The sequence below is a fragment of the Dokdonella sp. genome (assembly GCF_036518555.1).
GTDB lineage: Bacteria > Pseudomonadota > Gammaproteobacteria > Xanthomonadales > Rhodanobacteraceae > Dokdonella_A.
Genome location: NZ_DATDMY010000093.1, coordinates 35,091 through 53,211 on the forward strand (window position 1 = coordinate 35,091; position 18,121 = coordinate 53,211).

17 protein-coding genes are annotated in these 18,121 nt (G+C 70.9%); 6 read left to right on the forward strand and 11 right to left on the reverse strand.

Annotated features, from left to right (window positions below; genetic code table 11):
- The 3 genes from VI238_RS05890 to VI238_RS05900 form a co-directional block, all read right to left on the reverse strand.
- Positions 1-1,428, reverse strand: coding sequence for an aldehyde dehydrogenase family protein (locus tag VI238_RS05890; protein WP_331649435.1), 1,428 nt, complete (start codon positions 1,426-1,428; stop codon positions 1-3).
- A gap of 414 nt (positions 1,429-1,842) precedes the next feature.
- Entirely contained in the window at positions 1,843-3,198 is a 1,356-nt protein-coding gene (gene xseA, locus VI238_RS05895; RefSeq protein WP_331649437.1) for an exodeoxyribonuclease VII large subunit, read from the reverse strand.
- A gap of 64 nt (positions 3,199-3,262) precedes the next feature.
- Positions 3,263-4,723, reverse strand: a complete 1,461-nt coding sequence (locus tag VI238_RS05900) for a phospholipase D-like domain-containing protein (RefSeq protein WP_331649439.1) — start codon at positions 4,721-4,723, stop codon at positions 3,263-3,265.
- 93 nt (positions 4,724-4,816) lie between these two features.
- Here VI238_RS05900 and VI238_RS05905 point away from each other — a divergent pair, with 93 nt between their 5' ends.
- From VI238_RS05905 to VI238_RS05915, 3 genes are read left to right on the forward strand one after another with little or no spacing between them, the layout of a single operon-like run.
- Positions 4,817-6,487 (forward strand): hypothetical protein, encoded by a 1,671-nt coding sequence (locus VI238_RS05905; RefSeq protein ID WP_331649441.1) that lies wholly within the window; start codon positions 4,817-4,819, stop codon positions 6,485-6,487.
- A 42-nt stretch (positions 6,488-6,529) separates the two neighbouring features.
- Positions 6,530-7,780 (forward strand): flavodoxin-dependent (E)-4-hydroxy-3-methylbut-2-enyl-diphosphate synthase, encoded by a 1,251-nt coding sequence (gene ispG / locus VI238_RS05910; protein ID WP_331649443.1) that lies wholly within the window; start codon positions 6,530-6,532, stop codon positions 7,778-7,780.
- A complete protein-coding gene (locus VI238_RS05915; protein ID WP_331649445.1) occupies positions 7,773-8,486 on the forward strand; it encodes a phosphatase PAP2 family protein in 714 nt (237 codons plus the stop codon). The genes ispG and VI238_RS05915 overlap by 8 nt, the downstream gene beginning before the upstream one ends.
- Positions 8,487-8,638: 152 nt before the next feature.
- Here the strand turns inward: VI238_RS05915 and VI238_RS05920 are convergent, their stop codons facing one another.
- From VI238_RS05920 to VI238_RS05955, 8 genes are all read right to left on the reverse strand, one after another.
- Complete coding sequence (locus tag VI238_RS05920; protein WP_331649447.1) at positions 8,639-9,232, reverse strand: hypothetical protein; 594 nt, start codon at positions 9,230-9,232, stop codon at positions 8,639-8,641.
- A complete protein-coding gene (locus tag VI238_RS05925; RefSeq protein ID WP_331649494.1) occupies positions 9,229-10,098 on the reverse strand; it encodes a DMT family transporter in 870 nt (289 codons plus the stop codon). Before VI238_RS05925 ends, VI238_RS05920 begins: the two co-directional genes overlap by 4 nt.
- A gap of 152 nt (positions 10,099-10,250) precedes the next feature.
- On the reverse strand, positions 10,251-10,919 hold the full coding sequence (pcp, locus tag VI238_RS05930; protein WP_331649449.1) for a pyroglutamyl-peptidase I: 669 nt from the start codon (positions 10,917-10,919) through the stop codon (positions 10,251-10,253).
- A gap of 13 nt (positions 10,920-10,932) precedes the next feature.
- Positions 10,933-11,328, reverse strand: a complete 396-nt coding sequence (locus VI238_RS05935; RefSeq protein WP_331649451.1) for a cupredoxin domain-containing protein — start codon at positions 11,326-11,328, stop codon at positions 10,933-10,935.
- Positions 11,329-11,392: 64 nt separating this feature from the next.
- On the reverse strand, positions 11,393-13,297 hold the full coding sequence (gene cysN / locus VI238_RS05940; RefSeq protein WP_331649453.1) for a sulfate adenylyltransferase subunit CysN: 1,905 nt from the start codon (positions 13,295-13,297) through the stop codon (positions 11,393-11,395).
- Positions 13,297-14,199: a sulfate adenylyltransferase subunit CysD gene (gene cysD, locus VI238_RS05945; protein ID WP_331649455.1), complete on the reverse strand. Its 903-nt coding sequence runs from the start codon at positions 14,197-14,199 to the stop codon at positions 13,297-13,299. Before cysD ends, cysN begins: the two co-directional genes overlap by 1 nt.
- 241 nt (positions 14,200-14,440) lie before the next feature.
- Positions 14,441-15,655: a beta-ketoacyl-[acyl-carrier-protein] synthase family protein gene (locus tag VI238_RS05950; RefSeq protein WP_331649457.1), complete on the reverse strand. Its 1,215-nt coding sequence runs from the start codon at positions 15,653-15,655 to the stop codon at positions 14,441-14,443.
- A 27-nt stretch (positions 15,656-15,682) separates the two neighbouring features.
- Positions 15,683-15,943: an acyl carrier protein gene (locus VI238_RS05955; protein WP_331649459.1), complete on the reverse strand. Its 261-nt coding sequence runs from the start codon at positions 15,941-15,943 to the stop codon at positions 15,683-15,685.
- A 195-nt stretch (positions 15,944-16,138) separates the two neighbouring features.
- On the opposite strand from VI238_RS05955, the gene VI238_RS05960 reads away from it, so the two are divergent.
- Genes VI238_RS05960 through VI238_RS05970 form a run of 3 tightly spaced genes read left to right on the forward strand, consistent with a single transcriptional unit; the run spans position 16,139 to position 18,109 of the window.
- The gene (locus tag VI238_RS05960; protein ID WP_331649461.1) at positions 16,139-16,504 is read left to right on the forward strand and encodes an EamA family transporter; all 366 of its coding nucleotides are present in this window, start codon (positions 16,139-16,141) and stop codon (positions 16,502-16,504) included.
- Positions 16,501-16,893 (forward strand): DMT family transporter, encoded by a 393-nt coding sequence (locus VI238_RS05965; RefSeq protein ID WP_331649464.1) that lies wholly within the window; start codon positions 16,501-16,503, stop codon positions 16,891-16,893. Before VI238_RS05960 ends, VI238_RS05965 begins: the two co-directional genes overlap by 4 nt.
- Entirely contained in the window at positions 16,865-18,109 is a 1,245-nt protein-coding gene (locus VI238_RS05970; RefSeq protein ID WP_331649466.1) for a DegT/DnrJ/EryC1/StrS family aminotransferase, read from the forward strand. The genes VI238_RS05965 and VI238_RS05970 overlap by 29 nt, the downstream gene beginning before the upstream one ends.
- Positions 18,110-18,121 lie beyond the last annotated feature (12 nt).

Consider the following 18,121-nt stretch of genomic DNA (forward strand, 5'->3'; position numbering starts at 1 on the left):
TCAGCCGCGCAGCACCATGAGGCGGCGCTCGGTCATGTCCTCGATCGCGTAACGGACCCCCTCGCGGCCGAGGCCGGAGCGTTTCACGCCGCCGTACGGCATGTTGTCGACGCGGAAGCTCGGCACGTCGTTGACGACCACGCCGCCGACCTCGAGTCGGTCCCACGCGCGCGTCGCGTGCGCGAGCGAATCGGTGAACACGCCCGCCTGCAAGCCGAAGTCCGAATCGTTGACGCGCGCGAGCGCGTCGTCGAACTCGTCGAACGGAGCGAGCAGGGTGACCGGTCCGAATGCCTCCAGGCGGCTGATCCTCGCGTCGCGCGGCACGTCCTCGAGCACGGTCGCCTCGAGCCGATTGCGCTCGCGGCCGCCGCCGCAGAGGCGTTTCGCGCCGGCCTGTTCGGCTTCGGCGATCCAGCCCGCGAGGCGTTCGGCCGAGGCCTCGTCGATGAGTGGGCCGAGGACAGTGTCGCGCTCGCGTGGATCGCCGGCCTTGAGTGCGCTCGTCGCCGCGACGAAGCGCGAGCGCAGCTCGGCGTAGATCGAGCGATGCGCATAGATGCGCTGCACCTTGATGCAACTCTGGCCCGACTGGTAGTAGCTGCCGAAGACGAGACGATCGACGACATGGTCGAGGCGGTCGCGCTGGTCGGCGTCGACGATGCAGGCCGCGTTGCCGCCGAGTTCGAGCACGACCTTCTTGCGCCCGGCCTTCGCCTTGAGCTCCCAGCCGACCTGGCCGCCCGTGAATGAAAGCAGCTTGAGGCGCTCGTCGCTGACAAATGCGCTCGCATCCTCGATCCTGCACGGTAGCACCGAAAATGCGCCCTTCGGCAGCTCCGTCTCTGCAAGCACTTCGCCGATGATGAGCGCGCCGATCGGCGTCTTCTCCGATGGCTTGAGCACGAATGGACAGCCCGCCGCGATCGCCGGCGCGACCTTGTGCGCGACGAGGTTGAGCGGGAAGTTGAACGGCGTGATGAACGAGCAGGCGCCGATCGGCACGCGCTGCACGAAACCGCGATAGCCGTCGGCACGCTTAGATATCTCGAGGTTGAGCACGTCGCCGTCGATCCGAACGGCTTCCTCGGCGGCCACGCGGAACGTGTCGACGAGGCGCGTGACTTCGCCTTCCGCGTCCTTGATCGGCTTGCCGGCCTCGATGCAGAGCGCGAAGGCGAGTTCGTCCCGGCGCTCGCGAAAGCGTGCCACGCACTGCTCGAGCACGGCCTGGCGGGCGTACGGCGGGAACGCGCGCATCGCGGGTTCGGCCGCAGCGGCTGCGGCGATCGCGCGTTCGATCATCGCCGCGTCGGCGAGTGCGACGCGCGCCGCGACGTCGCCCGAATATTTGTCGCGCACCTCGAGCGCCTCGTTCGGCTGTATGGCCTCGCCGGCGAGATAACAGGGGAAGCGGCTCTGCAGCATGACGTGGCTCCGCGGACAATCGTGTGCACACTGTATGGGAACGCGCTGAACAGCGGCAGCATCGCCCGATCCAATCCGACGATGGCGGCGTCAAGCGCAACGGTGCCGAGCCCGGCGCAGCGTGCTGATGGGCTCGCGCCCTGGCGAACGGGGCAGGGGCTTGCGCGGAAATCGACGTATTGCTCGATGGCGTGCGCGCGGGGCGCGCGGACGCGACCGACCGCCTGTTCGCGATGCCGTAGGGCGATTTCCGCTCGCAGGCCCAGCTGTTGCTTCGCATCGGGCCGCGCCCGGCCTTGACCGAGCTCGCCATAGAGACCTGGCTGCGGATCTCCGGGCGCATACCGCCACAGCTCGCGGCGATCCGCGCGCGTATCGCGGAGGTCGCTGCGGCGACCCCGGGTCCCGCCGCGCTCAGCGGTCCTTGACCACGACGGCGATCTCGCCGTCGGCGAGGCGTGCCCGCAGCGCGCGGCCGGGCGGCGCCTGTGCGACGGAGCGCACGAGCTCGCCGCCGTCGGCGGCGAGCAGGATCGCGTAACCGCGTTCGAGGGTCGCGAGTGGACTGACCGCATGCAGCGTGCGTGCGAGTTCGCCGAGCCGCGCGCGGCGGCGCTCGATTCCGTGCCGTGCGGCGAGGCGAAGCCGTTCGGACAGCGCGTGCGCGTGCTCGTCGCGGCGCGCGAGGCGTGCGGCAGGATGCTGCGCGGACAGGCGCAGGCGCAGCTGGCGCATTCGCGCGTCGAGTCGCTCGAGCGTGCCGCGACCGCGATCGACCAGCCGGCGGCGCAGCGCGTGCAGCCGTTCGTCGGCGCGCGCGAGGCGCGCCTGCGGGCGCTGCGCGTTGAGGCGCGCGAACAGATGGTCGACGCGCTGCGCGCGTGATTCGAGCGCGCGCCGCAGCAGCTGCACCGCGCGCTGCCGCTGCCGATCGAGCGCCCGCGACAGGTCGCGCGCATCCGGCACGAGCAGTTCGGCCGCGGCGGACGGCGTCGCGGCGCGCAGATCGGCGACGAAGTCGGCGATCGTGAAGTCGACTTCGTGCCCGATCGCGCTCACGACCGGGATCGCACTGGCGCGGATCGCGCGCGCGACGCCTTCGTCGTTGAACGCCCACAGGTCTTCGAGCGACCCGCCGCCGCGCGTGAGCAGCAGCACGTCGTGGCGGCGCGCCATCGACGCGGCCTGCAGCATCGCGACGATCGCGATCGGGGCCTCGCGGCCCTGCACCGGTACGGCCAGCACCTCGACGCTCGCGAGCGGGAAGCGGCGTGCGATCACGCTGAGCACGTCGCGCACCGCGGCGCCGCTCGCCGACGTGACCACGCCGATGCGACGCGGCAACGGCGGCAGTGCGCGCTTGAGGGTGGTCTCGAACAGCCCTTCGGCCGCGAGCTTCGCCTTGAGCTGCTCGAATGCGCGCTGCAATGCTCCGTCGCCGGCTTGCTCGAGCGAATCGACGATGAGCTGGAACTCGCCACGCGCCTCGTACAGGCTCACGCGCACGCGTGCGACGACGTGCATGCCGTCCGCAGGTCGGAAACGCAGCCACGTGCTGCGCGGGCGAAACATCGCGCAGCGCACCTGCGCGCCGGCGTCCTTCAGCGTGAAGTAGAGGTGCCCCGAGGCGGGACGCGAGAAGTTCGAGATCTCGCCTTCGACGCGGATCAGCGGCAGCGCGTCCTCGAGCAGGTCGCGCACGAGCCGCGTCAGCGACGATGGCGTGAACACCTCGTGGCTGGCGCTTCCTGGGGCTGCCGGATCGGACATGGGAGTGCTGCGCGGACGGCCGGACAGGTTACCGCAAAGCGCGTCCGCGCACGCACGTGTGCGGTCAGGTCGGCGAGCGCGTCGCACCGTCCTCGCGCGCCGGCGGTGCCTTGCGCCGCGCGTCGGCGTAACGGGCGACGAGGGCGACGCCGATCCAGACCGCGAGCGCCGCGAGCGGCCATGCGACGATGCGCGGCCAGAGGAGCGCGAGCGCTGCCGCGGCGATCAGCGCGATGCCGGCGACGAGCAGCGGCGTGCATTCGGCGGGGCCGAGCACGCGCCGGTTCGTGATCGCCGCGCCGATCGAATTGGCGATGCGGAGCGCGCCGGCCGCGGCGCGCCCCGAACTGCCGCCGTGGGTGCGCGCGACGTGCCGCGCCTCCTTGCGGAGATGGCGACGCCGCGGCATCTTCAGCACGATCTCGGTCGCGTGGGCGAGGTCCTCGGTGTACTGTGCCTCCATGCGGCGCGCGAAGGCATCGTCCTCGATCGCGAGGTCGATCTCGCAGTTGCCGATCCAGCTCGCGAGGTTGAGGTTGCTCGAGCCGACGCGGGCCCAGCGGCCGTCGGCGACCGCGGTCTTCGCGTGCAGCATCGATCCGTTCCATTCGAACACGCGGATGCCGGCCTCGAGCAGCGGCCGATAGCCCGCGCGGGACAGCGAGCCGACCGCGGGGATGTCGCTGCTGCCAGGTACGAGCAGGCGCACGTCCACGCCGTCGCGCGCGGCTGCGATGAGCGCCTGCACGTACGGCGCGACGCCGACGAAGTAGGCGTCGGTGAGCCAGAGGTTGCGACGTGCCATGCCCGCGATGAGCTGGTCGAGGCGATACAGGCCGGCCGTGTTCGGCACGGTCGCGACGACGCGCAAGTCGACGTGGCCGCACGGCAGCGCGGGCGGCGCGGCGTCCGCCGGCAGCGGCGTTCCGAGTTGGCTCCAGACATCGGCGAACGCGTGCGCGAGTTCGGCGACCGCGGGGCCGCGCACCGCGACCGCGGTATCGCGCCATGGGTCGATGCCGCGAGCGGGATCGCCGAGCCAGGTGCCGCTCACGCAGATACCGCCGACGAATCCGACCGTCTGGTCGACGACGAGCAGCTTGCGGTGGTCGCGCGAAAGCCAGCCGAACGGGCTCGCGAGGCGCGGCGGATTGTAGGCGCGCACGTCGCCTCCGGCGGCGAGGAGCGGTGCCCAGAAGCGCGAGCGGGACTGGCCGAGGCAACCGAGCCAGTCGCGCACGACGCATACGCGCACGCCGGCGGCGGCGCGCTCGGCGAGCGCCTCGATGAACTCGCGGCCGAGCGCATCGTCGCGGAAAATGTAATTCTCGAACAGGATCGTGCCGGTCGCGGCACGGATCGCAGCGAGCCAGGCATCGTAGGCGGCGCGCGCATCGATGAGCAGCTCGACGTCGTTCCCCGCAAGCAGCGGTGCGCCGGCGGCGCGGCTGAACGATTGCTCGGCGAGCAGCCGCAGCGTCGACGAGCGGGTCGGCGGCGCGGTGGGGGGAGCGGACGCGGGCATGGCGGCGAGTGTAGCCGCTGATGCGCGCGAGCGGCGGTCGATGGCGCGCTCCTTGCACTCCCTGTTCAGGGCGCAGTACAAGGATACCCGCGCATGAACGACGCCTACCGCAGCCTCATCGCCCCGCTCCCGCCGGCCTCCGGCGGCTCGTTCGCGCACGACGCGCGCGCCCTGCACGCGTGGATCGACGCGCTGCCGATGGCCAACTTCCCGATCGCAGCGCGGCGCATGCTCGATGGCCTGCAGGCGTTCAACCGCACGCGCAGCGATGGCACGCGGCGGCTCGACGCGCTGGAAGCGCTGCGCGGCGCGGTCGCTCAGCTCGCCACGGCGGCCGACAAGCAGATCGTCGGATCGAGCTTTCCGCTCCCCGCGCAGAAGCGTGAGCTCGGCGAGCTCGCGCTCGGGTTCCAGAGCGAACTCGCGCTCGGCTACCGGCTCGCGCTCGCCGAGGCCTGCGCGCCGGCGGGGTCGGTGCCGTTCCTGCGTGGCAAGCAGGTCGCGCTGGCCGCGACGCGCGCGCTGCAGCACGGCGGCGAATGGCTCAACAAGGCGTGCCTGCTGTACCGCACGCCGCCCGCGGGCGCGTGGCAGGCGCTGCACGACGTGTATCGATACATCGCGTCGCTTCGCCTCGCCGATCGCGCCATCGAGGACGTCAACGGCAGCATCGACGCCCGCACCGCGTACGTGCAGGCACTGCTCATCGCGCTCGCCAACCCGTACCGCTACACGCAACGGGAACAGGGCGAGCTGGTCGCGCTCGCGCGCGTGCTCGCACCGCTCGCGCAGTTGAGCGAACGCGGCAGCGACGGCGCCGTCGTCGTGCGCACGCAGATCGATCGTGGGCCGGGTTACCTGCCCGAGGAGAGCGCCGAGCCGGCGCCGGACGGGCTCTCGTTGCACCTCGCGGCGATGCTCGCGTCCGTCGATGAGCAGCTCGCCGCGGTCGAAGGCGCCCGCAGCGTGGCCCTCCGCGGCCGCGGAGGGCCCGCGCAGACGATCGACGCGCCGCTCGCGCGTCGTTTCCTCGCCGGATGGAGTGCGCACGGCGAGCGCAATCATGCGCGCGTCGGCGGCGGGCACCTGCTCGACACCGTGATCGGGCTGCACGACCTGCACGCGACGCTCGCCGGCGGCGAGGACTTCGAAACCTTCATGCAGCACGTGCGGGGCCAGGTGATCAGCCTCGCCGATCTCGACTACGGCGCCGCGTGGGCGAAGCGAGCCGGCGGCGGCATGCGCACCGTGAGATTCCCCGCGCGCGTGGTCGACCAGGGCCTGGGCGGCTACCGCTTGCTGTGGGAGCGCGGCAGCGGCGGCGAGAGCGTGCGCGCGCGCGTCGCCGAACTGGTCGGACTGTCCCTGCCTGCCGGCCCCGACGGCGAGCGCGGCGACTGGATGGTCGGTGTCATCCGCTGGATCCGCATCGACGACGACGGCCGCGTCGACGCCGGCGTCGAGCTGCTCGCTCGGCGGGCGCTGCCGGTCGGGCTCCGCCCTGTCGACGACGGTCGCCGGCCGCCCGTCCGCGGCGTCCTGCTCGCTCCGCTGAATGCGGGGGCGCTGAATCCCGAGCCCGGAATCGACTACGATGCGCTGCTGGCATCGACCGAGATCGATCGCGGCGTGCGCGAACTGGAACTGACCGCGCCGCCTGACCTGATCGGGCCGCCGATGCCCGCACGCAGCGCTCGGCTGGGCAACCTCCGCGTGCTTGAAGCGACCGGTATCTATCAGCATTTTGGGCTGTCCCAGCACTGACCGCGGCGCGGCGGTGCGGCGCCGCCCCGGAGTCAGCACCGCATGAGTTCCAGCGCCAATCCGGACGTCGCGCCGTCGCGACGCGCGAGCGTACCCGTCCCGGTGCGCTCGGTCGTCGTCGGTGGCCGTGCGCCGATCGTCGTCCAGTCGATGACGAATACCGACACGGCCGACGTGGCCTCGACCACGCGACAGGTCGCCGAGCTCGCGCGTGCGGGTTCCGAACTCGTGCGCATCACCGTGAACACGCCGGAAGCCGCCGCCGCAGTGCCGCGCATCCGCGAGCGGCTCGACATGATCGGTGTCGGCGTGCCCCTGATCGGGGACTTCCACTACAACGGCCATCAGTTGCTCGAACGCGAACCGGCGTGCGCCGAGGCGCTCGCCAAGTACCGCGTCAATCCCGGCAACGTCGGATTCGGCAAGAAGAAGGACACGCAGTTCGCCGCGATCATCGAGGCGGCGTTGCGGTACGGCAAGCCCGTGCGCATCGGCGCGAACTGGGGCTCGCTCGACCAGGCGATGGTCGCCGCGCTCATGGACGAGAACCATGCGCGCGCCGAGCCCTGGGACGCGGCGCGCGTCGGTCGCGAAGCGCTGATCCGTTCGGCGCTCGACTCCGCCGCGCGCGCGGAGGAACTCGGCCTCGCGCGCGAGCGCATCATCCTGTCGTGCAAGGTCTCGGGCGTGCAGGAACTCATCGCCGTCTATCGCGACCTCGCCGCCCGCTGCGACTACGCACTGCACCTCGGGCTCACCGAGGCGGGCATGGGATCGAAGGGCATCGTCGCGTCGAGCGCCGCGCTCGCGGTGCTGCTGCAGGAAGGCATCGGCGACACCATCCGCATCTCGCTCACGCCGGAGCCCGGCGAGTCGCGCACGCGCGAAGTGATCGTCGCGCAGGAGCTGCTGCAGACGATGGGCCTGCGCGCATTCACGCCGCTCGTCACGGCGTGCCCCGGTTGCGGTCGCACGACGAGCACCTTGTTCCAGGAACTGGCCAAGGCCGTGCAGGACCACGTGCGCGCGAAGATGCCCGAGTGGCGCCTCAAGTACGACGGCGTCGAGAACCTCACGCTCGCGGTGATGGGGTGTGTCGTCAACGGGCCCGGCGAGTCCAAGCACGCCGACATCGGCATCTCGCTGCCCGGCACGGGCGAAGCGCCCGCGGCGCCGGTGTTCATCGACGGCGCGAAGGCGATGACGCTGCGCGGCGAGAACATCGCGCAGGAGTTCGTCGGCATCGTCGAGGACTACGTCGCCCGCCGTTACGCCTCGCGGGCGCATGGGTGACGCGGTCGACACCGTCCGCGCGGACGCGCGCTTCGGCGTCGCGTTCCTGCATCGGCACGGCCTGTCGCTGCTGCTCGTGTTCCTCGGCGTGCTGGCTCCGCTCGCGGCGTTCGGTGCGCTCGCGCACGAACTCCGCGAAGGCGGAGGGTTCTTCTTCGATATCCCGCTGCTCGAAGCCGCGCACGCGCTCGAGCATGCCGGCTTCGATCGCTTCTTCGTCGTGATCGCCGCGCTCGGCTACCAGTGGGGCGTGGTGCCGCTCGACGCCGCCCTCGTCGTCGCGCTCGGCTGGCGCCGGCGCATGCGCGAGGGCTTGTTCGCCGGCATCGCGATCATCGGTTCGGCCCTGCTCAACCTCGGTGCGAAACCGCTCTTCGCGCGCGACCGGCCGAGCCTCTGGGCGTCCATCGCGCCCGAGGGCAACTACAGCTTTCCGAGCGGGCACGCGATGGGCTCGATGACGCTCGCCTGCGTGCTCGTGCTGCTGTGCTGGTGGACGCGATGGCGCTGGCCGGCGCTCGCCGGGGCGATCGTGTTCGTCGCGCTCGTCGGCGCGTCGCGCGTCTATCTCGGCGTGCACTTTCCGTCGGACATCCTCGCAGGGTGGGCGGCGGCGATCGCATGGACGTACGCGGTCTACGGAACGGTGTTTCGCGCGCGGATCAGGCCGTGGGGTGGGGCGGGAGCGCGCAGGGCCGGCGCGTGAGGAAACCCGCCCGCCGTCCGGGTAACGAGGGTGCGCTTCCGCCGCGCTGTCGTTAGTCCGACGGCAGGCAACGGTGATTCGCGACGACCCGGCCGCGTCCGGGCAGGGGAACGACGACCGGAACGCACCCTGCGGCGACCTGCGCCGCCCGGCTAGTTCGAGAACGCATCCGCGCCGAGCGCCTCGCAGCGATCCACCGCATCCACGCGGCTGCGCTGCCAATGCGCGATCCAGCACTCGTCGTAGACCGAGCAGTAGCAGATGTCCATGCCGAGGCGGTGTTCGGCGAGCTTGAAGCGTTTCGCGACCTCGCGCTCGTTGAGGCGGATCGGCACGACCGTCGTCTCGCGATTCGTGTTGGGCGGGATGACTTCGCCGCCGATGCTCGAGGTCGCCATGCTCGGCGAAGTACTCGGCGCACCGAGCGCGAGGAGCACCTGCTCCCAATCGCGCATCGGCTTGCCGTCGAGGGTCATGCGCACGGTTTCCACCTTGGCCGGACCCACGCCATTGTTGTTGACGGTCCAGATGAACGCGTCACGGTCGACGTTGTTCGAGTACGTGTAGCCGATCGACAGGTACGGCCATACGCTCGCGCGCGCCTGGCTCTGCATGAGGCGGGTCTGGTACGCGCCGAGCGCGAGCGCGAAGACGCTGACCGCGAGCGCGAGCGCGCTGCCGAGGTCGGTCGTCGTGAGGCGGCGCACGCGCGCCGGCGTGTCGCCTCGGTGCGCCTGCTCGCTCATATCTGCGGCTCCGTCCTCGCCGCGATCGCTTCCGCATGGCGCTGGCGCGCGACCCGTGCTTCCCGGCGCGCGATGTACAGGCTCGCGCCGATGACGATGGCCGCCCCCGCCGCCGTCCAGCCATCGATGCGTTCGTCGAACAGCAACCAGGCGAGCGCGGATACGATCACGAGCTGCAGGTAACTCAACGGCGCGAGCGTGGACGCCTCGGCGAGGCGCAGCGCGTGCGTCCACAGGTACTGGCCCAGCGTGCCGAGTGCGCCGATGACGACCAGCAGCGGCCATAGCGAAGCCGCCGGCGCCTGCCACACCGCGAGCGCGAACGGCAGCGAGAGTGGCACCCACAGCCAGGTCGTGAGGAGCACGATCGTGTCCGGCGGATCGCTGCGCGAGAGGAACTTGATGCTGATCGTGACCGCGCCGGTCGAGGCGGCCGCGAGCAGCGCGACGAGGCTGCCGGCGCTGAAGCCATCGGTGCCCGGGCGCACGATCACGAGCACGCCGACGAAGCCGGCGACGACCGCGCTCCAGCGGCGCAGGCGCACGACTTCACCCAGGAACAGCACCGCGCCGATCGTGACGAACAGCGGCGACGAGTACGACAGCGCGATCGCCTGCGCGAGCGGCAAGTGCGCGATCGCCCAGAAGCCCGCGAGCATGCCGAGCGTGCCGATCGCGCAGCGCGCGACGTAGAACCGGAGCCGGTCGGTGCGCAACGCGCCCCAGCCGTGGCGCGCGAGCAGCGGCGCGGTCGCGAGCGCGCCGAAGAAGCTGCGGAAGAACGCGATCTCGAACGCGTGCAGGCCGTGCGAGGCGTAGCGGATCAGGATTGCCATGAGTCCGAAACTGCTTGCGCTCGCGATCATCAGCAGCGCGGCGCGCGCGGGAAGGGGACTGGCGGAGGATGCCGCGCCGGCGGCGGGGAGGCTCACGATCGCGGTCGAACCGGTACGACGGGCGCGCAGTCTAGCAGGATCGCGCGCGCGCGCCGCGGGCCGTGCCCGCGGCCATGCTGCATTCAATGAGTCGCGCCGCCGCTCGTTTCGAGATCGTCGCGCAGCACGATCGCGCACTCGATCGCGGCGCACACGCCTTCGATCATCGTCGCGAGCGCCATGCTCGGCTGCCCGGGATGGCGCACGGCCTGCTGCGGCAGCCACGGCACGTGCACGAAGCCACCGCGAGCCTGCGGCAGGCGCGTCGCGACGAGGTGGGCGATCGCGAAGAACACCTGGTTGCAGACGAAGGAGCCCGCGCTCAGCGACGCACCGGCCGGAATGCCGCGTTCGCGCAGCCGCGCGACGATCGCCTTCGACGGCAGGCTCGTGAAGTACGCGGAAGGTGCGCCGGCGACGACCGGCTGATCGATCGGCTGCAGGCCGTCGTTGTCGGCGATGCGCGCGTCGACGAGGTTCACGGCGATGCGCTCGAGCGAGATCTCGCTGCGCCCGCCCGCCTGTCCGAGTGCGATCACGACCGCGGGACGATGGCGCTCGACCAATTCCTCGAGCATCGGCAACGTCGCTGCGAACGACACCGGCAGGACGCGACCGACGACGCGGTGGCCGGCGACCGTCGCGCCGTCGAGTGCGCGCACGATCTCCTGCGACGGGTTGATCGACTCGCCGCCGAACGGCTCGAAGCCGGTCAGCAATACGCACGGAGCGTCGAACGGGGAACCGGGCATGCCGCGACGCGACTCAGTCGATCTCGAACGATTGCAGCTCGACCGGCGTGCTCGGCAGCACGACGATCGTGCCGCGCATGCCGTTGCTCGGCGTGCCGTGCGTCTCGCAGTAGTAGCCGATCGTCCCTGCCGACGCGAACACGCGGCTGAAGTGCCAGATGTTGTTCGCGGCTGCGCCATCGCCGCCCTGGCCGTCGCCGTCGCAGCCGTTCGCGCACCGGAACGAGTTGTCGTTCGCCTTGACGTTGTGCGTGCCGCCGCTGTTGCGGAACGTGACCCGGTCGCCGGCCGCGATCGTGAGTTCGGCGGGATTGAACGTCTGGCCGGGGCCGACCAGGACGAGGTAATCGGCCGCGCAGGCGGGCCCGGCGAGCAGGGCGGACAGGACGAGCGGGGCAGGCAGGCGCATCGGCACAGGGTACGCGGTCGGCGGCACGATGCAACGGCGGGCCCGGCCCGGCTGGGGGCGGGGCTCAGATCGTCCGACGGATCACGCCGCGCTGGACCAGCGCCTCGACGATCATGCTCGCCGATTCTTCCGGCGACTGCTCCATCGTGCGGACATGCAGCTCCGGCGCGGCCGGCACCTCGTAGGGAGAGTCGATGCCCGTGAAGTTCTTGAGCTCGCCGCGGCGCGCCTTCCGGTAGAGACCCTTCGGATCGCGCCGTTCGACGACCTCGAGCGGCGTGTCGACGAAGACCTCGATGAATTCGTCGTCCTCGACCATGCCGCGCGCGAGCCTGCGCTCCGAGCGGAACGGCGAGATGAACGCGGTGATCACGATGAGGCCGGCATCGACCATGAGCCGGGCTACCTCGCCGATGCGGCGGATGTTCTCCACGCGATCGGCGTCGGTGAAGCCGAGATCCTTGCTCAGGCCGTGGCGCACGTTGTCGCCGTCGAGCAGGTAGGTGCGCGCGCCGAGCGCGTGCAGCTGGCGCTCGACGATGTTCGCGATCGTCGACTTGCCGCTGCCGGAAAGGCCGGTGAGCCAGAGCACGCACGGCTTGTGGCCGTTCTGGCGGCTGCGCGCCTGCTTGTCGACCTCGACCGCCTGCCAGTGGATGTTCTGCGACCGGCGCAGCGCGAAATGCAGCAGGCCGGCGCCGACGGTCTGGTTCGTGTAGCGGTCGATGACGATGAAACTGCCCATGTCGCGGTTGCTCGCGTAGGGATCGAACGCGACCGCGCGGTCGAGCGTGAGGTTGGTGACGCCGATGCCGTTGAGTTCGAGCGTCTTCGCCGCGAGATGATCGAGGGTGTTGACGTCGACCGCGTACTTGGGCTGGCCGAACGAGGCGCCGAGCGTCGTCGCGCCGAGCTTCACGAGGTACGGTCGTCCGGGCAGCATCGGCGCATCCGCCATCCAGACCAGCGTCGCTTCGAACTGGTCGGCGAGCCCGGCCGGATCGTCGGCCGCGCAGATGACGTCGCCGCGACTGATGTCGATCTCGTCGGCGAGCGTGAGCGTGACCGATTGGCCTGCGCGCGCATCGGCGAGGTCGCCGTCGAAGGTGACGATGCGGGCCACCGACGTCAGCCTTCCCGACGGCAGCACGCGGACCGCGTCGCCGGGACGCACGCGCCCGCCGAGGATGCGTCCGGAGTAGCCGCGGAAACCCGGGTCGGGTCGGTTCACCCACTGCACCGGCAGGCGCAGCGGGCCGCGCGGCTCGTCGCTGCCGACGTCGACGGTCTCGAGGTGCTGCAGCAGGCTCGGGCCGCGATACCACGGCGTGCGCGCGCTCGGCGCGCCGAGGTTGTCGCCGCGCAGGGCCGACAGCGGTATCGCTACGATCTCCTCGATCCCGAGCTGCGCGGCGAACGCCCGATAGTCGCGCTCGATCGCCTCGAACACGTCGCGCGACCAGTCGACGAGATCGAGCTTGTTGACCGCGAGCACGACCTTGCGGATGCCGACGAGCGAGACGAGGTAGCTGTGGCGGCGCGTCTGCGTGAGCAGTCCCTTGCGCGCATCGACGAGGATCACCGCGAGATCGGCGGTCGATGCGCCGGTGACCATGTTGCGCGTGTACTGCTCGTGGCCGGGCGTGTCGGCGACGATGAACTTGCGCCGCTCGGTCGAGAAGAAACGATAGGCGACATCGATCGTGATGCCCTGCTCGCGCTCGGCGCCGAGGCCGTCGAGCAGCAGCGCGAAGTCGAGCTCGTCGCCCTGCGTGCCGAACTTGCGCGAGTCGCCCTCGAGCGCTGCGAGCTGGTCGTCGAACAGCGCCTTGGATTCGTGCAGCAGGCGGCCGATCAGCGTGCTCTTGCCGTCGTCGACGCTGCCGCAGGTGATGAAGCGGAGCAGGCTCTTCGACTGCTGCGCGGCGAGATAGCCCTCGATGTCCTCGAGGCGGCCTTCGGCGTCCATCAGAAATACCCCTCGGCCTTCTTCTTCTCCATCGATGCGCCCGCGTCCTGGTCGATCAGCCGGCCCTGGCGTTCGCTCGTGCGCGCGACGAGCATCTCGCGGATGATCGCGGGCAGCGTGTCGGCGTCCGATTCGATCGCGCCGGTGAGCGGGTAGCAGCCGAGCGTGCGGAAGCGCACGCGGCGCAGGACCGGCGTCTCGCCTTGGCGCAGCGGGAAGCGTTCGTCGTCGACCATCACGAGCGTGCCGTCGCGCTCCACCACCGGCCGTTCCGCCGCGAGGTAGAGCGGCACTATCGGGATCCCTTCGGCGAGGATGTACTGCCAGATGTCGAGTTCGGTCCAGTTCGACAGCGGGAACACGCGGATGCTCTCGCCCTTGTTCTTGCGCGCGTTGTAGAGGCGCCAGAGTTCGGGCCGCTGGTTGCGCGGGTCCCACTGGTGCTGCGCCGAGCGGAACGAGAACACGCGCTCCTTCGCGCGCGACTTCTCCTCGTCGCGACGCGCGCCGCCGAAGGCGAGGTCGAAGCCGTGCTGGTCGAGCGCCTGCTTGAGACCCTGCGTCTTCCAGACGTCGGTGTGCACCGCCGAGCCGTGCGTGAACGGATTGATGCCGAGGCGCAGCGCATCCGGGTTGCGATGCACGATCAGGTCCTGGCCCGACTCGCGGGCCATGCGGTCGCGCAATTCGTACATCGCGCGGAACTTCCAGGTCGTGTCCACGTGCAGCAGCGGGAACGGCGGGCGCGACGGGAAGAAGGCCTTGCGCGCGAGGTGCAGCATGACCGAGCTGTCCTTGCCGATCGAGTAGAGCATGACCGGCCGCTCCGCTTCCGCGACCGCTTCGCGCAGGATGTCGATGCTCTCCGATTCGAGGCGTTGCAGGTGGGTGAGCGCGGTCATGGGGGCGGTAGGGCGAAAACCGCGAGTTTACGGCGTGCCGCGGGCCGCGGCCATGACGGGGTGGCATGTGCATAGGGCGCCGGCTGCCATCGACGCGTCGGTCCGGCGCGGCGGTCGATCCGCCGCGTAACCGTGGCGACGACCGCGATGCACGGCAGCGCGCCCGGCCCGGCGTTCGCGCGGGGCGAGCGTGCGGGTCAAGTCGTCGTCTCCAGGCAACGTGCGCGCGGTCCCGCGCCGGCTAGGGGGCACCGCGCAGCGCAAGCACCGCATTGAGGCCGCCGAACGCGAACGAGTGGCTCAGCGCGGCGCGCACGCGCCGCTCGCGTGCGGCATTGGCGACGTAGTCGAGGTCGCATTCCGGGTCGGCGTCGAGGAAGTTCATCGTCGGCGGCACGACGCCGTCGCGCAGCGCACCGATGGTCGCGACGAGTTCGATCGCGCCGGCCGCGCCGAGCGCGTGCCCATGCATCGACTTCGTCGACGACACCGCGAGCGCGTCGGCGTGTGCGCCGAACACGCGCCGGATCGCCTTGCTCTCGGTCGGGTCGTTCGCCGGCGTGCCGGTGCCGTGGGCGTTCACGTAGTCGAGGTCGTCGATGGCGAGGCCGCCGTCGGCGAGCGCACGCGCGATCGCCTTCGCCGCGCCGGCTTCCGACGGGAACACGATGTCGCCGGCGTCGGCCGACATGCCCGCGCCCGCGAACTCCGCGAGGATCGTCGCGCCGCGGCGGCGCGCGCGCTCGAGCGTCTCGAGCACGAACACGGCGGCGCCTTCGCCGAGCACCATCCCGCGCCGCTGCTTGGAGAACGGCCGGCACGTGTCGTCGGCCATCACGCGCATCGCTTCCCAGGCCCGGATCACGCCGAGCGTGATGCAGGCCTCGCTGCCGCCGGCGACGGCCGCCTCGGCGACGCCGCTGCGCACCATGTGGAACGCCTGTGCGAGCGCATGGTTCGCCGACGCGCACGCGCTCGAAGTCGCGAACGAAGGCCCGGTGAGGCCATGCTCGATGCAGACCTGGCTCGCGGGCGCGTTCGCCATCAGGCGCACGATCGTCAGCGGATGCGTGCGCGGATTGTTCTCGGCGTACAGGCGGCGCGAGGCTTCGTCGTGCGTCTGTTCGCCGCCGATGCCCGTGCCGATCACGACCGCGGTGTTCTCGCCGATGCCGTCGACGGCGAAGTCGATGCCCGACTGCGCGATCGCCTCGCGCGCGGCGACGAGCGCGAACTGCGACACGCGGTCGAGCAGGATCAGCTTCTTTTGCTCGAAGTGTGCGAGCGGATCGAACCCTTGCACCTCCGCGGCGATGCCGAAGCGCAGGCCCTCGCGCGGCAGGCTCGTGATCGGCCCGATCGCGACGCGCCCTTCGCGCATCGCGGACCAGGTGGCGGCTGCGGTGTGGCCGAGCGCGGTGACCGCGCCCATGCCGGTGATGACGACGCGCTGCATGCGATCCGTATCGTTGGCCCGCGCCGGTCAGGGGACCGGCTGCGTTGCCTGCTCGGCCAGCAGCTTCTCGACCGTCTCGACCAGACCGCGCACCGACTCGGTGTCGAACTTCGGATCGCGATCGGGCATCGTGATCTTGAAGTGGTCCTCGATCTCGAAAATGATCTGCACCGCATCGAGGGACTGGATATCGAGGTCCTTGAGCGTCGCGTCGGGCGTGATGCGGGCGCGATCGATGCCCGACTCCTTCGCGATGATGTCGAACACGGTGTCCTGCACGCTGCTCATTCCACGTCTCCGGATGGTTCGGGAAGGTTCGACCGGGCGGCGCACCCGATCCCTTCGTCGCGCATCGACGGCGGCGACGCGGGCGCCCGGCATGATCGCCGGGCATGCAGCGATCTTCAAGCGGCGTGCCGCGCCGCTTCGACTTGCCGCGGTCGCGCGGGCATACTGCGCGCCCGTCGCGCCGTGCAGGATCCGATGTCCGCCACCGTCGCCATGCTCTGGCTCGCCAACATAGTCCTCGATACTTTCGGGCAACTTTCGTTCAAGGCGGCCGCGGCGGAATCGGATCTCGGCGGCGGCTTCGCGCGCTGGAGGGCGATGGCGCGGCGACCGTGGATATGGTCGGGCATCGCCTGCTACGTGGCCGAGTTCCTCGTCTGGCTCGCGTTCCTCTCGCTCGTGCCGCTGTCGGAGGGCGTGCTGCTCGGCTCGATCAACATCGTCGCCGTCATGGTCGCGGGACGCGTCCTGTTCGCCGAAAAGCTGTCGCCGCTGCGCACGCTCGGCATCCTCCTCATCGCGGCGGGCGTCGCGGTGGTCGGCATCGGGGGCCGGGCGTGAGACGCTTCTACCTCGTCGGGTTCCTCGTGCTCGTCTGCTTCGACACGTTCGCGCAGATCTGCTTCAAGCTCACTGCGAACCACGCGATGCCGCCCGCGGCGGACCTCGGCTGGGTTCTGCGCGTGCTGTCGTCGCCGTGGGTGTACTGCGCGATCGCGTGTTACGTGGGGGCGTTCGTGACCTGGATGACCCTGCTCGAACACGCGCCGATCGGGCCGGCTTTCGCGGCCTCGCACCTCGAAGTGCTCAGCGTGATGGGGCTGTCGGTCGTGCTGTTCGGCGAACGCATCGGTACGCCGCAATGGATCGGCAGCGCGCTTATCATCGCAGGCATCGTCTGCCTCGCGATCAGCGAAACCGATGCCGACAAACCACCCGCGCCTCGCTGAGATTCCGCCGACCGCGGGACTTCCGCCGCACTGCGGCGATCTCTGGCCGTTCGCGCCGCGGCAGGGCGGCCTCGAGCGGCAGGGAGCGGCCTTCATCGGTGTCGACGAGGTGCAGGCGGAGTGCTCCGGCACGGCGGCGCTCGTCGTCGCGCTGACGACGCTGCGTCGCCTTGCCGGCCGCCGCGTGGTCGTCGCACCTGCCTTCACCTGCCCGCTCGTCGCGATCGCGGTCGCGCATTGCGGCCTGGAACTCCGCTTGTGCGACCTCGCGCCGGGATCGATCGACCTCGACGCCGATGCGCTCGCGCGTGCGTGCGACCGCGATGTGCTGGCCGTGCTGCCGACGCATCTCGGCGGGCGCGTCGCGGACGTCGCGGCGGCAGTCGAGCGCGCACGCGCGGTCGGCGCGTTCGTGATCGAGGATGCGGCGCAGGCGTTGGGTGCCCGCCGCGACGGTCGTTCGGTCGGCCTCGAGGGCGATGCCGGCTTCTTCAGCCTCGCGGTAGGCAAGGGACTCACGACCTACGAAGGCGGCCTGCTCGTGAGCGCGGATGCGAGCCTGCGCCGGGAACTGCGCCGCACGAGCCGGGACATCGTGGCGTGGCGCCCGGACTGGGAGCTGCGTCGATCGTTCGAGCTGCTCGGCTACCACGCGTTCTACCGGCCCTCGCTGCTGCGCCTCGCTTACGGGGCGCCGCTGCGGCGAGCGCTTCGGCGCGGCGATCCGGTCGCCGCCGTCGGCGACGACTTCCCGCTGCGCATCCCGCTGCACGGCCTCGGTCGTTGGCGGCGCACCGTGGGGGCGCGCGCGTTCGCGCGCCTGCCCGCGTTCGTCGCCGACTGCCGTCTGCGCGCGCGCCGGCGGCGCGCGCGACTCGCCGCGATCGCCGGTGTCGCGGTACTCGGTGATCCCGCGGGCGCCGAAGGATGCTGGCCGTTCCTGCTCCTTCAGCTGCGCGAGCCGGCGGTTCGCGATGCGATCCTCGCGCGCCTCTGGGGCGCGGGCAGGGGCGTGAGCCGGCTGTTCATCCACGCATTGCCCGACTATGCGTACTTGCGTGGCGTCGTCGGCGATGCCGATGTTCCCCATGCGCGGCGCTTCGCCGCGACGACGCTCACGATCTCCAACAGTCCATGGCTCGGCGACGCGGATTTCGAGGCCGTCTGCGCCGTGATCGAGCAGGAACTCGTGCGCAACGCGGTGGCAACGGCCTGACCGCGTCGCCGC